Origin of the sequence: Bacillus sp. B1-WWTP-T-0.5-Post-4, from assembly GCF_009183795.1 — a bacterium.
Classification (GTDB): Bacteria; Bacillota; Bacilli; order Bacillales; family Bacillaceae_G; genus Bacillus_A; species Bacillus_A cereus.
On the sequence record NZ_WEIJ01000022.1, the window covers coordinates 1 to 15,005 of the forward strand.

A 15,005-nucleotide genomic window follows, 5' to 3' on the forward strand; every position below is an offset into this window, starting at 1 on the left:
CTGAGCCAGGATCAAACTCTCCAATAAAGTTAGTTTGTCTAGCATCTAAAATAAAAATTGACGTTTCACGTTGTTTGTTTCGTTTAGTTTTCAAAGTTCAATATCGCGTTTCAGCGACTTTTATAATTTAACATTTCGCGTTAAATCTGTCAACAACTTTTTTCTTTCGTTCCTGACGACGCTTATTAATTTACCATATTAATCATTTAATAGTCAACACTTTTAAAAAAAATGCCAAAATAATTTTATCTTGGCATGATATAAAGCTTAATAATCACTAATGCTGCCACACCTGGTAGGCCTAATAAACTCGTTATTGCTGCTGTACCCATGTTAATTGGGATATGAAAATCAAAATATGTCCCTACAACATTTACGATAAAAAGCAATGCTATTCCTAAAGTAACATGAAAAATCACCTTACCTATAAAACGTAATGGCTTAGAGACGACACCAAAAACAAGAAAAATAAATACTAAAGTAAGAATGCCAACAATAATAATTGTAGAATTCATTTTTTCCCCCTTATGAATGACCTATACATCTATTTGTATGGGACAAGACAATAAAAAAGAACAGGTATCATAAGCGGCATCTCTTTCATATAAACTAAATAAAACAATACCTCAGCATTAAAAAAACAAAATAAAAAGGCCTGCTTAGAAAGCAGAACCTTTTACCATTGTTCCATTTTTTACAGGACGACGCTTTGCTTCTTTCAACAAAAAGAAATATTTCGCCTCTGCTATTTTCAAAGAACAAATGACATCTTGAGACGGTTCTACACTTTGTTCGACCATTCTCTTCTGACGTAACCACTCATTCTTCACTTTTTCCAAAAGTACAATTAACTTATCGTCATACTCTTTACGCAATTTACCCTTTTTTTGAAAGAACATTTTTGTTTCTCCTCTTATACTTCTCTGCGCCCTTCTAACGCTTTGGATAATGTCACTTCATCTGCATATTCTAAATCTCCACCAACTGGCAGACCATGTGCAATACGAGTTACTTTAATGCCTGTAGGTTTTAAGAGGCGGGAGATATACATCGCTGTAGCTTCCCCTTCAATATTAGGGTTTGTTGCTAATATCACTTCTTGTACCGTTTCATCATGTAGTCGCTTTAAGAGTTGCGGGATATTAATGTCTTCCGGTCCAATTCCCTCCATAGGAGAAATCGCACCACGTAACACATGATATACACCTTGATACTCTTTCATTTTTTCCATCGCGATTACATCTTTCGGTTCTTGCACGACACAAACAACTGATTGATCTCGATGTGAATCATTACAAATATAACAAGGATCACGATCAGTAATATGTCCGCATACAGAACAGTACGCTAAATCTCGCTTCGCATTTACAAGTGCTTTCGCGAAACCTAACACATCATCTTCTTTCATATCTAATACGAAAAATGCCAATCGAACCGCTGTTTTCGGTCCGATACCTGGCAACTTCATAAAACTATCGATTAGTTTTGATATTGGTTCTGGATAATGCATGTATCAATATCCTCCTAGAACATTCCACCTGGTAAGTTTAAGCCTTTTGTAAATTTACCCATTGTAGAGTTTGAAAGCTCATCAGCCTTTTTAAGTGCATCATTTGTTGCAGCTAATACTAAGTCTTGTAACATTTCGATATCTTCTGGATCTACAACTTCCTCTTTAATCTTCACTTCAAGAATTTGCTTGTGACCATTTGCAATAACTGTAATCATTCCGCCGCCAGCTGTACCTTCAACTGTTTTTTCACCAAGCTCTTCTTGTGCTTTCGCCATGTCCTTTTGCATCTTTTGCATTTGTTTCATCATGTTATTCATATTTCCCATTCCGCCACGCATCATAATTAATTCCTCCTAATTATTATTACTCTTTTATTTCAATGAGTTCTTGCCCTACTAACTTCACTGCCTCTTCTATAAGAGGGTCTTCCTTTTTCTCCGGGCTTTCTTCAGACTCTCCACCTTCACGTTGTAAAAAGTCTTCACGGATTTTACCCCATTCACTTTTTGGAATGGCAATCATATTTAACCTTTTACTTAGCAATTCAAATAAAGCTTGTTCTACTGTATCCATAGCTTCTCGATTTTCGCTCGCCATCTTACAGTGAATCTCATATTGAAATGCTAAAACGTAAGTGTCATCTGAAGCTGCCACTGGTTCACTATTTTCAAGTAAAACGGCAAACGCTACTTTGTTATATGATTTGAGTCTTCCTAACAACTCACCCCATACAGCTTTTAATTGTTCTAAATCTTGACGCTTCGCTTGTTTTAATACTTCATTTACACGTCCGACAGGAATTTTCATACTTCCTGTTCGTACCGGTTTTGGTGTTGCACGTGTCTCTCTTACTTCCTGTTGTACACCAGCTGGCACACCGTTCTTTTTGACTTGCTCTAACTCTTTCTCCAGTTGCTGCATCCTGTTCATAATTGCTTGCAAACGATCTGTACCATTTGCTTGCATCATAAACTGTTGACACAATTGCACCATAACAACTTCTAAGAAAATACGCGGATGATTTGTCCACTTCATTTCCTGTTGTCCCTTACTAAGGGTATGAATAATCTCATAGATCACTTCCGGTTGCATTTCTTCACTCAACTTACGGAATTGATCATCTACAATTACTCGTTCCAACATATGTTCTAGTTGTGGTGAAGTTTGATATAAAAGCATATCACGATAATAGTAAATGAAATCCTCCATAAAACGAACTGGATCCTTCCCTTTACTCATCATTTCATCTATGATTTGCAATGCTCTTGATACATCATTTTCACGTATGCACTCTACTAAATTGCCTAAGTATTGCTGAGAAACAGATCCTGTTACGGCTAATACATCTTCTGTCGTAACAATCTCATCACTATAAGATATAGCCTGATCAATAAGACTAAGCGCGTCACGCATACCACCTTCGGCAGCACGCGCAACAATTTGTAATGCTTCACCTTCCACTTGCGTACCTTCATTTGTCACGACCGTTGATAATCTCTCAACAATATCATTCACTGATATTTTTCGGAATTCAAAGCGCTGACAACGTGAAATGATTGTAGGTGGGATCTTATGAGGTTCTGTTGTCGCCAAAATAAAGATAACATGTCCTGGCGGCTCTTCTAAGGTTTTTAAAAGCGCATTGAATGCACCCATAGAAAGCATGTGAACTTCATCAATAATGTATACTTTATATTCTACAGCACTTGGAGCGTATTTTACTTTATCTCTAATATCTCGAATTTCATCTACACCGTTATTTGAAGCCGCATCAATTTCTAATACATCTGAAATGGATCCTTGTGTGATTCCTAAACAAGAAGGACATTCATTACAAGGTTCAGCTACCGGAGCATGTTCACAGTTAATTGCTTTTGCAAATACTTTTGCAATTGTCGTTTTTCCTGTTCCCCTCGGGCCAGAAAATAAATAAGCATGTGAAACTTTCTCTTGAAGAAGGGCATTTTGCAACGTTTTTGTCACGTGCTTTTGACCGACTACATCTTCGAACTTTTGCGGTCTCCATGTTCGGTATAACGCTTGGTATGACACGAAAATACGGCCTCCCTCAAAGGTTATTATCTCATTTATTATAACCCATTCTGTTTATAGATTCCAAAAGTTATTTTCTATACAAAAAACTCACCTTTGTATTAAGGTGAGTTTTGTATACATATATAACTGCCGTGCACCCTCCGTCGATTACGTACCATAAGCGTTACTCAAGCAGTTAGCTCGGTTCAGGCACTCCTGCGGCACACGAGAAGACCCGCTTATTGCTGCTTCCTTCCGGACCTGACAAGGTTCACGGGGTCCCGTTGCGCAGGACCCAAACGTCAACACCACTTACTTAAGGCAGACCTTACAGCAACATAACCTCGAGAGGGGATTCGGCCTCGCTAGAGCGGATTGCGAGTATAGGGCACCGCTACCTCCCCGCTTAGCACGGCAAAGTTAAAACCAATATTCGGTTGCCTTCATTAAAGGCATTATCAGTATAACTTGTTTCTTTAGAAAATGCAAATACGTTAGTTCCCAGTATTCTTCTCTAATTTTTTTATTGCTTTTCTTTTTTTACGAAGCTCTCTAAAAAATTTTGTTAACAACGTACCGCATTCTTCCTCTAGTACACCAGATACTACTTCACATTGATGATTGAAGCGTTCATCCGTTAAAAGATTCATCAATGTCCCTGCACATCCGCCCTTCGGATCACTTGCACCATATACAACTCGCTTCACTCGTGATAAAACAATTCCACCCGCACACATTGGACAAGGTTCTAATGTTACATACAATGTTGCATCTTCTAAACGCCATGTCCCTAATTTTTTACATGCATCATCTATCGCTAGCAACTCAGCATGAGCTATTGATCTTTGCTCAGTTTCCCTTAAATTATGGGCAACACTAATTACCTCACCATCTAACACTATAACTGCTCCAATTGGTACTTCCTGTATTTCCTCTGCCTTTTTAGCTTCTTCTATCGCTAATTGCATAAAATAAATATCTTGATCTTGTTCCATAACATAGTCCTTTCATTACAAATAAAGTACACTTATTTCCATTTACTACACAGGGGATAACTTTTACAAATTCAATCCACCCTAAAAGAAAAAAGAGAGGGGATTACATATGAAAAATACCGCCTTGCTCATTATCGATATGATTAATGACTTTCAATTTTCCCACGGACCCATTCTAGCTAAAAAATGCGAAACTATAACAAACCCTATTTTACAATTAAAGAAAAAAATGAAATCCTTCGGCTATCCTATAATTTACGTTAATGACCATTATCAACTTTGGAGATCTGATATCGACCAACTTATTACTCATTGCACAAATGAATATAGCGAAAATATAATCCATAAGATTGCTCCAAGTTTTGATGAGTACATTTTTATTAAACCACATTATTCCGCTTTTTATGAAACACCTTTAAATTCATTACTAGGTTATTTAAAAATAGAAAATCTAATATTAACAGGGGTTGCCGGAAATATATGTATCCTATTCACAGCTAATGATGCTCATATGAGAAATTATAAATTGTATGTACCACAGGATTGTATCGCCTCTAACAACGACCAAGATAATATACATGCTTTAAAAATAATGGAAACTACATTGAAAGCAAATATAACATCATCAACCAAAATAAAATTTAATTAATACATATATCTATTTTCTAACTTTTTATATCAAATTAACCCGCTCGCTTCCCTCTTGTGCTACAATAATTCTGTTTTGTGTTTTTAGTAGTCACGGTAAATCACTGATTGAAAGGAGGAAACAGCGTGACCGGAGTACCATTTATCACGGTTGAAGGACCAATTGGTGTTGGAAAAACTTCACTTGCGAAGGAAATTTCAACTCACATGCAACTCCACTTACTAAAAGAGATTGTTGATGAAAATCCCTTTTTAGGAAAGTTCTATGAAGACATCGACGAATGGAGTTTTCAAACAGAGATGTTCTTTCTTTGTAATAGATACAAACAATTAGAAGACATTAACATAAAGTACTTGAATCAAAGGAAACCAGTAGTAGCGGATTACCATATCTTTAAAAATTTAATTTTTGCATCCCGCACATTAAAAGACTCTCAATATGACAAATACATGCAAATTTATCGTATCCTTACACAAGATATGCCTGTGCCAAATGTCATTATTTATTTAACAGCTAGCCTAGAAACATTGCAAAAACGAATCGCCATGCGCGGAAGAGAATTTGAAAAAAACATGGATCCAAATTACTTACTACAGCTCACAAAAGATTATGAAACAGCAATGGATGCTTTTAAAAAAGATCATCCGGAAATACCAGTATTGAAATTTAATGGCGACGATATGGATTTTGTAAAAAATCCTGATGATTTAAACGTTATCCTATCTGCCCTTCAAAATACTCTCTTAAAGGAGTCGAAATAATAATGAATTTAAGGCAAAAATATGATATACCCAATGACGCAGTAATCACTATCGCCGGAACAGTAGGTGTGGGTAAATCAACTATGACAACTGCATTAGCTAATGCTTTAGGTTATCGCACATCATTTGAAAAAGTAGATTCCAATCCATATTTGGACAAGTTCTATGCGGACTTCACTCGCTGGAGCTTCCACCTACAAGTGTACTTTTTAGCAGAACGATTTAAGGAACAAAAAAGAATTTTTGAATATGGTGGCGGTTTTGTTCAAGATCGTTCCATTTACGAAGACACTGGAATTTTCGCAAAGATGCATCATGAAAAAGGAACAATGACAGAAACTGATTATGAAACATACAAAGGTTTATTTGACGCTATGGTCATGACTCCTTACTTCCCTCATCCAGACTTATTAATTTACTTAGAAGGTTCTTTCGATGATATTGTCGATCGTATTCAAGAACGCGGGCGCCCAATGGAACAGCAAACACCAATTGAGTACTGGAAAGAAATGCATGGACGTTATGAAAACTGGATTAACAACTTTAATTCATGCCCTGTATTACGCTTAAATATTAATGAGTACGATATTTTAAAAGATGGTGATTCAATCGAACCAATCATAAAAAAAATTGGCCATTTTTTAAAACAAACACGTAAACTTGTAAAATAAAAAACCCGTGCATATGCACGGGTTTTCCTATTAAATTACTTCTTCTTTGTTGGAGCAATAATTTCACTCTCAGGTTTTCCTGCGTTAATGCGCTGACGAACAGTACTTGTACTAATATCGTATGCTTCAGCAATCTCTTTAACAGTCATTTCTTTCCCGTTAATTACTGCCGTTAATACTTTACCTGTACGTTTTGGAGCTGCTTCTTTCTTTACAGCTGCTTTTTTAACTTGTTTTGGCGCCTCTACTTTACTCGTAGCTGGTTTTACATCACAAGTACAACCACAAAGTTTACGGAATGTATCATCACTAATAATGCGTGATACGTTTGCACCACTGTTTAAAATTCTATTGTTCTTACAGACAGGACATTGTACATAATATAAAGTTTTTCCATCTAAAGGAAACGTTTGTATAATAAGATCCATGTTGACTCCTTTCATATCTATGAAGATAATCATCGGAATATGAGTGTGTAATAAGGACAAAATTACCTTACACCATACTTTATGATTGGTTTTAAAATAAAAACTCGTTACGTGTTGGTAACGAGTTCTCCAATCTCCACTTATATGCGCTGTTGTCAATTATATCTGGAGGAGGTAGAGGGATTCGAACCCCCGCGCGACTCTCGCCGCCTGTCGGTTTTCAAGACCGATCCCTTCAGCCAGACTTGGGTATACCTCCATATTGACATCAAATATAATATCAAAAGAAAAACAGTTAGTCAACCCTACTAAAATAAATTATGAGGAAAGGAAAATTTTACTTTCCCCTTCCTACATTACAGTACTGACAACGCTCATAATTACCAATCACTCATACCGATGAATGTTTAAATTTACTTAATAACTGTTTTTCCTCCCATATAAGGGCGAAGAACTTCTGGAATTATAATTGTACCATCTTCTTGTTGGTAGTTCTCTAAAATAGCTGCAACCGTACGTCCAATTGCAAGACCAGATCCATTTAATGTATGAACATGTTCTGGTTTTCCATTTGGTTCACGGCGGAAACGGATATTTGCACGTCTCGCTTGGAAAGCTTCAAAATTACTACAAGAAGAAATTTCACGATATGTGCCATAGCTTGGAATCCATACTTCAATATCGTATTTCTTCGCTGCTGTAAATCCTAAATCGCCTGTGCACATGCTCATAACGCGATATGGCAACTCTAATAATTGTAACACGCGTTCTGCATCATTTGTTAACTTTTCTAACTCTTCATAAGAATCTTCTGGTTTTACGAACTTCACAAGCTCTACTTTATTGAACTGATGCTGGCGAATTAAACCACGTGTATCACGCCCAGCTGAACCTGCTTCAGAACGGAAGCAAGAGCTAAATGCAGCATATCTTATAGGCAATTGCTCTTTATTTAAAATCTCATCACGATGCATATTCGTTACAGGTACTTCAGCTGTTGGAATTAAGAAGTAATCTTCACTTTCAATACGGAATGCATCTTCTTCAAACTTTGGAAGTTGTCCTGTTCCTGTCATACTTGCACGGTTTACCATATATGGAGGTAATACTTCTTCATATCCATGCTCATCAGTATGAAGATCAAGCATAAAGCTAATTAAAGCACGCTCTAATCTTGCACCAGCACCTTTGTAAAATACGAAGCGGCTTCCTGTTACTTTCCCAGCGCGTTCAAAATCTAAAATTCCTAAATCAGTAGCAAGATCCCAATGTGGTTTTGGCTCATAAGTAAATTCTTTCACTTCTCCCCAAGTACGTGCTACTACATTATCATCCTCTGTTTCACCAACTGGAGCAGATTCATGAGGGATATTTGGAATAGATAACATTAATCTTTCTAAGTCTTCTTCAACTGTACGAAGTTCGTTATCAAGATCCTTTACTTTTTCTCCAACTTCACGCATTTCTAAAATTAGAGCTTCTGCATCTTTCTTTTCGCGCTTTAATACAGAAATTTGTTGAGATACTTCGTTACGTTTACTTTTTAATTCTTCTGTCTGAACAAGTAGTTCTCTTCTTCTCGTATCAAGTTCTTCAAAACGTCCGAAATCAGTTAAATCTTCGCCTCTATGCTGTAATTTCGCTTTTACTTCTTCAAAGTTTGTACGTAAAAATTTAATATCAAGCATTATATACTCCTCCTTTTATTTTATAAAACACAAAAAACTCCCGTCCCTATATAAAGGGACGGGAGTTAACCCGCGTTGCCACCCTAGTTGAAAGCATTACCGCTTTCCTCTCAAGTAGAAATAACGGCTCTTCACCGGGAATGCTTACTAATCCAAAAGATATTCCACATTCCATTCCAGGATGGATTCACAAACTGTTTCTATCGATTTCCACCAACCATCGACTCTCTATAAGAAACGACATTTGTTACTATTTCCTATCAACACGCTTATTTTATAAAATTGTTACCATCAATTTACTATAATCTTATACAAGTTGCAAGTTACTTATACAACTTTTTTCATTTTCGCTTCTTTTACCATTTCAACAAAGTATGCTGTCACACGATGATCATCTGTTAATTCCGGATGGAATGAAGCTGCTAAAAACTGATCTTGTCTTACCGCTACCATTCGGTCACCATGCTTAGAAAGCACTTCAACATTATCAGCTACTTCTACAACATACGGCGCACGGATAAATACACCAACGAAGTCTTCACCCACACCTTCAATTGAAAGCGCAGCTTCAAAACTATCCTTTTGGCGTCCGAACGCATTGCGCTCAACTGTAATATCCATAGCACCAATATGTGCTTCTTCATAGCCAATAAGTGTTTTCGCAAGAAGAATCATCCCTGCACATGTACCAAACATTGGTTTACCAGACTTTGCAAATGTACGAAGTGGTTCCATGAAAGCATACTTATCAATAAGACGGCGCATTGTTGTACTTTCACCGCCCGGTAAAATAAGACCATCAATCTCTTCAAGTTGCTCTATACGCTTTACAACAACAGCTTCTGCACCACTTGCTTCAACTGATTTTACATGCTCACGAACTGCACCTTGAAGACCTAGTACACCGATTTTCACCATTTTAAAGTTCTCCTTTAATTACCATCCACGCTCTTGCATGCGTTGTTCTGGTAATAACGTTGAAATTTCGACACCCTTCATTGCATTACCTAATCCTTTAGAAAGGCTTGCAATTAGTTCGTAATCTTCATAATGAGTCGTTGCTTCAACGATTGCACGTGCAAATTTCTCTGGGTTTTCTGATTTGAAGATACCAGATCCAACAAATACCCCATCAGCACCAAGTTGCATCATTAATGCTGCATCTGCTGGTGTTGCTACACCACCTGCCGCAAAGTTTACAACTGGTAAGCGACCAAGACGTTTAATTTCAAGTAATACTTCGTAAGGAGCGCCAGTATTTTTTGCATATGTCATTAACTCATCTTCACGTAGACTCGCAACTTGACGGATTTCTGCATTGACTTGGCGCATATGACGCACTGCCTCTACAATGTTTCCTGTTCCTGGTTCACCTTTTGTACGAAGCATAGATGCACCTTCTGCAATACGACGTGCAGCTTCTCCGATATCACGGCAACCACATACAAATGGAACTGTGTAATCACGTTTATTTAAATGGTATACTTCATCAGCAGGAGTTAATACTTCACTCTCATCGATATAGTCTACCCCTAATGATTCTAATACACGTGCTTCTACAAGGTGACCGATACGGCATTTTGCCATAACCGGAATTGACACCGCACCCATAACTTCTTCAACAATTGTTGGGTCTGCCATACGAGAAACGCCACCTGCTGCACGAATATCTGCTGGTACACGCTCTAATGCCATAACGGCAACTGCGCCTGCCTCTTCTGCAATTTTTGCTTGTTCGGCGTTAACTACGTCCATAATAACGCCGCCTTTTTGCATTTCTGCCATTCCACGTTTTACACGTTCTGTCCCTGTTACATTTGTCATGTACAAAAACCCCCCTAGGTGAATTGCTTTCCCCCGTTAAAGGCGAAAATTAAGAATACTCTTACATTCTACCACTAACTATCAGATGCTTGTCTACTACTTTTTCATAAAGTCGGTATGAAAAATAGGAATAAAAAAAAGCTCCTATCGTGAGGAGCTTTTAAAACCAACCTTTTACTGTATCAACAGCACTATTCCACATACCACTAAAGAATGAACCAATTCCGCGCATAGCACGAGTAAACCAGTTTGCTTCTTCTACTTCAGATGTCGTTACAAGATCCACTTGCAGTGACTTACCAGTTAAAAATCCAGGGTCGTTTGTATCTTTTGGCGTAATTACCATTTGACCAAGCGCAGCTCCCTTTTTAATAGGTGCTTCTTGTCCCTTACTTGATTCTTTTAATTCTGTTTTATAAACATCTTTACTTCCTTTTGGCACTGGAAGTGAAATAGCTTGTTTCGTTTGAACTGCTACATCTTTATCTTTCGCATTTTCTACTCGTACTGTTTCTTGTCCTTTTACTGAAGAACCTTTTTTATACATTTGTTTCACTTCAAAGTTAGCAAATCCATAATCATATAGCTTCTTTGTTTCATCAAAACGTGCTGTATGAGAACTTGTTTTAATAACTACAGAAATAAAACGCATTCCGTTTCTTTCAACCGTACCAGTGAAGCAATCTCCTGCTTCTGGAGTTGAGCCTGTTTTTAAGCCATCTACACCATCATATTCTTTAACTAAGCCCTTTAACATCCAGTTCCAGTTCGACATTCCAAACTTCTCTTTTTCTGGACGGAATTCTTTTTTAGGGATTTTTGCTGTATCTAACACTTTTGGATAATCTTTAATTAAATGTTGTGCTAAAGTTGCAACATCCTTTGCAGACATTTTATTTTCTTCATCCGCTGTTGTTCCTTCAGGATGCATTCCCTTTAAATCTTTATTCGTTAAACCTGTAGAATTGACAAATTTATAATTTTTCAACCCTAGTTCTTTCGATTTATCATTCATCATTTTTACGAAGTCTACTTCTTTACCTGCAATTGCTTCTGCTAATGCAATTGTTGCACCATTTGCAGAAAAGATTGCCATTGCCTCGTATAACTCTTTTACTGTATAAGAGCCACCATTTTCTAATGCAACATTTGATAATGAAGCATCTTGTGAAACCTTATATGCATATTCAGAAACCTTAATTTTCTGGTCCCACTTAAGTTTTCCTTTATCCACTGCTTCGTGAACTAAATATTCACTCATCATCTTTGTCATACTAGCAATGGATAATAATTCATCTGCATTCTTTTGATATAAAATTTTCCCAGAATTCGCTTCTACTAAAATTGCCGCACCTGCTTCAATGTTTAAAGCGGCTCCTGTTTCAGCTGATGCATTGCTATATGGCATAAAGATGCTACAAGCTAGTGTAAGCACTGTTACCAAAGCAATGAATCTTTTGCAAAACATACCTTTCACTTTTGCTACCCCCAATATCTATGTACTCACATAACCGTTATTCTAACATAATCAAAAAAAAATAGACAGAGATATCAAATCTCTGTCTATTTGTATATAAGACATTATAACGAGTAGTTTGGAGCCTCTTTTGTAATTTGTACGTGATGAGGATGACTTTCACGTAAGCCGGCACCTGACATACGAATGAATTGTGCATTTTCGCGTAAGAATTCTAAATCCTGTGCTCCGCAATATCCCATACCTGCACGTAAGCCACCAACTAATTGGTGAACTGTATCTGCTAAAGGTCCTTTATATGGCACTCGTCCTTCAATACCTTCTGGGACAAGTTTTTTATTGCCTTCTTGGAAGTAACGATCTTTACTTCCTTTTTCCATCGCACCGACAGAACCCATACCACGATACACTTTAAATTGACGACCTTGGTAAATTTCAGTTTCTCCAGGACTTTCTGCAACACCTGCAAACATGCTACCTAGCATAACAACATGTGCTCCTGCCGCTAATGCTTTCACCATATCACCAGAGTACTTAATACCGCCATCAGCAATAACTGGAATACCGTGTTTGCGAGCTTCTGTTGCACAATCATAAACTGCAGTTAATTGTGGTACACCAACACCGGCTACAACGCGTGTTGTACAAATAGAACCTGGTCCAATACCAACTTTAACTACGTTTGCACCAGCTTCAATTAATGCTTTCGTTGCTTCAGCAGTAGCAACATTTCCAGCGATAATATTTAGTGATGGGTATTTAGCACGAACTTCTTTTACCTTATCAATAACACCTTTAGAATGCCCATGTGCTGTATCAAGTACAATTGCATCTACACTAGCTTTTACTAATGCATCAATGCGAAGCATAGCATCCGCTGTTACACCAACTGCTGCTCCAACTAATAAGCGTCCTTGCTTATCCTTAGCAGAGTTTGGGAATTCAATTACTTTTTCAATGTCTTTTATTGTAATAAGCCCTTGTAATACACCGTTATTATCAACAAGAGGGAGTTTTTCAATTTTATACTTTTGTAGGATCTTTTCAGCTTCTTCCAGTGTAGTACCAACTGGAGCTGTAATTAATTGTTCTTTTGTCATTACGTCAGAAATTTTGATTGAGTAGTCTTGGATGAAGCGCATATCACGGTTTGTAATAATACCAACTAACTTTCGCTCATCTAAATTATTTACAACCGGTACACCTGAGATACGATATTTTCCCATAAGATGTTCTGCATCATATACTTGATGTTCTGGAGTTAAGAAGAAAGGATCTGAAATAACGCCGCTTTCAGAGCGCTTTACTTTATCAACTTGCTCTGCTTGTTGCTCAATAGACATATTCTTATGAATAATTCCTAAACCACCTTGGCGAGCCATTGCAATAGCCATGTCAGCTTCTGTTACTGTATCCATTCCTGCACTAATTAACGGGATGTTTAGCTGTAAGCTTTCAGATAAAACTGTTTTAACACTTACTTCTCTTGGTAATATATCTGACCTAGCTGGTACAAGTAATACATCATCAAAAGTCAAACCTTCTTTAACAAATTTAGATTCCCACATAATTGTTCCCCCTATGATACCAGAAATTATTATTAGTAGCTTATCAATTGGTTAAAATACTGTCAAGGACGTATATATATGTTAGAATTTTTAGACAATAAAAGGAGCGTAATATATGCATCAAACATCTTGTACTTGGCAGCAGTTAAGTTTCTTTTTTTCATCTCAAAATGTACAACGTTATCTTGCCCGTTGTTATGAAAAATCCTCTATTCAGGATGCAGAAAAAAAAAGTTTTGAAAATTGTTATCCCTTTATTTATTACTTAGAACACGGGAAAAATTATTATGAATTATATAAGACAGCTCCATTTTCCATTCAACCAATGTTGTTATTTTATGGAATTAGCCAACTGTTTAAAGCATGCCTACTAACTATTGACCCTAACTATCCTGAATCCACTACTGTTTTAGCTCATGGTGTTACAACTCGCAAACGAAAAAAACAAGGGTATCAATTTTTAGAAGATGAGGTGAAGGTACAAAAAAACGGATTGTTTACTCATGTTGCAGAACAACTGTTTCACATGAAACACTTAGAAGCAGAAAAATTTAACATGTTAGAACTAATGGGAAATATTCCAGAATTACAAAATTTATTTCGTTATAGTCAAAAAGGATCAACTTTATATAAAATTGATTCAACAATTAAAAATGAGCTCTCCTTTTCAGTCAACCTACTAGATCGATTACATATGACTAAAGAGAGATTTTCTCGTTACATTGAAACATCTTGTAAGCATTTATCAATACAACACGTACCTGAGAAGACTAATGAATCGAATTTACTTTTTACAGCGCCCATTCAATCATGGAATCCTATGTACAGTACTCCTTTATACTATGAACATCTTACTAATACTTATTATTTGCCACTTACGACTGACCCTAGAAATCCTAAGCCAATATTACCTGAACTCCTCATTCATTATTTATTGCTCTATAATTTAAGCATGATTTCTAGATATGAAACAGATTGGTGGTATGACTTACTTGGAAGTTATGGTTCTGAAGATTATCCATTTATTTATCAATTTCTAAGTATTTCTGCTCAAAAAATCCCTTACTATATTTCAAATTTTTTATTAATGGAACCAAATCTATTTCATGGGAAATAAAAAAACACAAGTCAAATGACTTGTGTTTTTAGTTGCTTGGCGACGTCCTACTCTCACAGGGACAAGGTCCCAACTACCATCGGCGCTAGAGAGCTTAACTTCCGTGTTCGGTATGGGAACGGGTGTGACCTCTCTGCCATCATCACCAAACTATGAAGGCATATTCCTTCAAAACTAGATAACATTTGCTACATATTATATGGTTAAGTCCTCGATCTATTAGTATTCGTCAGCTCCACATGTCACCATGCTTCCACCTCGAACCTATCAACCTGATCAT

At 36.9% G+C, this 15,005-nt stretch carries 15 protein-coding genes, 1 tRNA gene, 1 rRNA gene, 1 other RNA gene, 1 pseudogene and 1 other annotated feature; of the genes and pseudogenes, 4 read left to right on the plus strand and 15 right to left on the minus strand.

Annotation, left to right across the window (positions count from 1 at the left end; all coding sequences use genetic code 11):
• Positions 1–245 precede the first annotated feature (245 nt).
• The 7 genes and pseudogenes from GBN91_RS28145 to tadA form a co-directional block, all read right to left on the minus strand.
• On the minus strand, positions 246–515 hold the full coding sequence (locus GBN91_RS28145) for a pro-sigmaK processing inhibitor BofA family protein (protein WP_001089276.1): 270 nt from the start codon (positions 513–515) through the stop codon (positions 246–248).
• A gap of 161 nt (positions 516–676) precedes the next feature.
• Positions 677–899 (minus strand): annotated as a pseudogene (locus GBN91_RS28150) (YaaL family protein).
• Between the two features lie 14 nt (positions 900–913).
• On the minus strand, positions 914–1,510 hold the full coding sequence (gene recR, locus GBN91_RS28155; RefSeq protein ID WP_000559169.1) for a recombination protein RecR: 597 nt from the start codon (positions 1,508–1,510) through the stop codon (positions 914–916).
• 14 nt (positions 1,511–1,524) lie between these two features.
• Positions 1,525–1,851, minus strand: coding sequence for a YbaB/EbfC family nucleoid-associated protein (locus tag GBN91_RS28160; protein ID WP_014894853.1), 327 nt, complete (start codon positions 1,849–1,851; stop codon positions 1,525–1,527).
• Positions 1,852–1,876: 25 nt separating this feature from the next.
• Positions 1,877–3,565 carry a DNA polymerase III subunit gamma/tau gene (dnaX, locus tag GBN91_RS28165; protein ID WP_000121587.1) on the minus strand — a complete coding sequence of 563 codons (1,689 nt, stop codon included), beginning with the start codon at positions 3,563–3,565 and terminating at the stop codon, positions 1,877–1,879.
• A 132-nt stretch (positions 3,566–3,697) separates the two neighbouring features.
• An RNA gene (gene ffs, locus GBN91_RS28170) (signal recognition particle sRNA large type) lies at positions 3,698–3,962 on the minus strand.
• Between the two features lie 79 nt (positions 3,963–4,041).
• The gene (gene tadA / locus GBN91_RS28175) at positions 4,042–4,542 is read right to left on the minus strand and encodes a tRNA adenosine(34) deaminase TadA (protein ID WP_152122866.1); all 501 of its coding nucleotides are present in this window, start codon (positions 4,540–4,542) and stop codon (positions 4,042–4,044) included.
• A 109-nt stretch (positions 4,543–4,651) separates the two neighbouring features.
• On the opposite strand from tadA, the gene GBN91_RS28185 reads away from it, so the two are divergent.
• The 3 genes from GBN91_RS28185 to GBN91_RS28195 all read left to right on the plus strand — a co-directional run bounded on the left by GBN91_RS28185 (position 4,652) and on the right by GBN91_RS28195 (position 6,623).
• The gene (locus tag GBN91_RS28185) at positions 4,652–5,191 is read left to right on the plus strand and encodes a cysteine hydrolase family protein (protein ID WP_000798724.1); all 540 of its coding nucleotides are present in this window, start codon (positions 4,652–4,654) and stop codon (positions 5,189–5,191) included.
• 125 nt (positions 5,192–5,316) lie between these two features.
• The gene (locus GBN91_RS28190) at positions 5,317–5,952 is read left to right on the plus strand and encodes a deoxynucleoside kinase (protein ID WP_086412204.1); all 636 of its coding nucleotides are present in this window, start codon (positions 5,317–5,319) and stop codon (positions 5,950–5,952) included.
• 2 nt (positions 5,953–5,954) lie between these two features.
• Complete coding sequence (locus GBN91_RS28195; protein WP_001053585.1) at positions 5,955–6,623, plus strand: deoxynucleoside kinase; 669 nt, start codon at positions 5,955–5,957, stop codon at positions 6,621–6,623.
• 35 nt (positions 6,624–6,658) lie between these two features.
• Here GBN91_RS28195 and GBN91_RS28200 read toward each other — a convergent pair whose 3' ends face one another.
• The 7 genes from GBN91_RS28200 to guaB form a co-directional block, all read right to left on the minus strand.
• Positions 6,659–7,051: a sigma factor-like helix-turn-helix DNA-binding protein gene (locus tag GBN91_RS28200; RefSeq protein WP_000364193.1), complete on the minus strand. Its 393-nt coding sequence runs from the start codon at positions 7,049–7,051 to the stop codon at positions 6,659–6,661.
• A gap of 166 nt (positions 7,052–7,217) precedes the next feature.
• Positions 7,218–7,310, minus strand: a tRNA-Ser gene (locus tag GBN91_RS28205).
• 154 nt (positions 7,311–7,464) lie between these two features.
• Complete coding sequence (gene serS / locus GBN91_RS28210; protein WP_000884187.1) at positions 7,465–8,739, minus strand: serine--tRNA ligase; 1,275 nt, start codon at positions 8,737–8,739, stop codon at positions 7,465–7,467.
• A gap of 51 nt (positions 8,740–8,790) precedes the next feature.
• Positions 8,791–9,012 (minus strand) — a binding site (T-box leader).
• 54 nt (positions 9,013–9,066) lie between these two features.
• Positions 9,067–9,657, minus strand: a complete 591-nt coding sequence (gene pdxT / locus GBN91_RS28215) for a pyridoxal 5'-phosphate synthase glutaminase subunit PdxT (protein ID WP_000238785.1) — start codon at positions 9,655–9,657, stop codon at positions 9,067–9,069.
• A gap of 18 nt (positions 9,658–9,675) precedes the next feature.
• Positions 9,676–10,563, minus strand: a complete 888-nt coding sequence (pdxS, locus tag GBN91_RS28220) for a pyridoxal 5'-phosphate synthase lyase subunit PdxS (protein WP_000186165.1) — start codon at positions 10,561–10,563, stop codon at positions 9,676–9,678.
• 160 nt (positions 10,564–10,723) lie between these two features.
• Positions 10,724–12,031, minus strand: a complete 1,308-nt coding sequence (gene dacA / locus GBN91_RS28225; protein ID WP_124749816.1) for a D-alanyl-D-alanine carboxypeptidase DacA — start codon at positions 12,029–12,031, stop codon at positions 10,724–10,726.
• 113 nt (positions 12,032–12,144) lie between these two features.
• Positions 12,145–13,608 (minus strand): IMP dehydrogenase, encoded by a 1,464-nt coding sequence (gene guaB, locus GBN91_RS28230; protein WP_000264088.1) that lies wholly within the window; start codon positions 13,606–13,608, stop codon positions 12,145–12,147.
• A 115-nt stretch (positions 13,609–13,723) separates the two neighbouring features.
• Here guaB and GBN91_RS28235 point away from each other — a divergent pair, with 115 nt between their 5' ends.
• Positions 13,724–14,725: a YaaC family protein gene (locus GBN91_RS28235; RefSeq protein WP_000554287.1), complete on the plus strand. Its 1,002-nt coding sequence runs from the start codon at positions 13,724–13,726 to the stop codon at positions 14,723–14,725.
• Between the two features lie 34 nt (positions 14,726–14,759).
• On the opposite strand, the gene rrf is transcribed toward GBN91_RS28235, so the two are convergent.
• Positions 14,760–14,875 (minus strand): 5S ribosomal RNA (gene rrf / locus GBN91_RS28240).
• Between the last annotated feature and the right edge of the window lie 130 nt (positions 14,876–15,005).

Coding starts and splice junctions, on each gene's coding strand:
- GBN91_RS28145 (WP_001089276.1), bottom strand. CDS start 515: ATGAATTCTACAATTATTATTGTTGGCATTCTTACTTTAGTATTTATT.
- recR (WP_000559169.1), bottom strand. CDS start 1,510: ATGCATTATCCAGAACCAATATCAAAACTAATCGATAGTTTTATGAAG.
- GBN91_RS28160 (WP_014894853.1), bottom strand. CDS start 1,851: ATGCGTGGCGGAATGGGAAATATGAATAACATGATGAAACAAATGCAA.
- tadA (WP_152122866.1), bottom strand. CDS start 4,542: ATGGAACAAGATCAAGATATTTATTTTATGCAATTAGCGATAGAAGAA.
- GBN91_RS28185 (WP_000798724.1), top strand. CDS start 4,652: ATGAAAAATACCGCCTTGCTCATTATCGATATGATTAATGACTTTCAA.
- GBN91_RS28195 (WP_001053585.1), top strand. CDS start 5,955: ATGAATTTAAGGCAAAAATATGATATACCCAATGACGCAGTAATCACT.
- GBN91_RS28200 (WP_000364193.1), bottom strand. CDS start 7,051: ATGGATCTTATTATACAAACGTTTCCTTTAGATGGAAAAACTTTATAT.
- serS (WP_000884187.1), bottom strand. CDS start 8,739: ATGCTTGATATTAAATTTTTACGTACAAACTTTGAAGAAGTAAAAGCG.
- pdxT (WP_000238785.1), bottom strand. CDS start 9,657: ATGGTGAAAATCGGTGTACTAGGTCTTCAAGGTGCAGTTCGTGAGCAT.
- pdxS (WP_000186165.1), bottom strand. CDS start 10,563: ATGACAAATGTAACAGGGACAGAACGTGTAAAACGTGGAATGGCAGAA.
- dacA (WP_124749816.1), bottom strand. CDS start 12,031: ATGTTTTGCAAAAGATTCATTGCTTTGGTAACAGTGCTTACACTAGCT.
- guaB (WP_000264088.1), bottom strand. CDS start 13,608: ATGTGGGAATCTAAATTTGTTAAAGAAGGTTTGACTTTTGATGATGTA.
- GBN91_RS28235 (WP_000554287.1), top strand. CDS start 13,724: ATGCATCAAACATCTTGTACTTGGCAGCAGTTAAGTTTCTTTTTTTCA.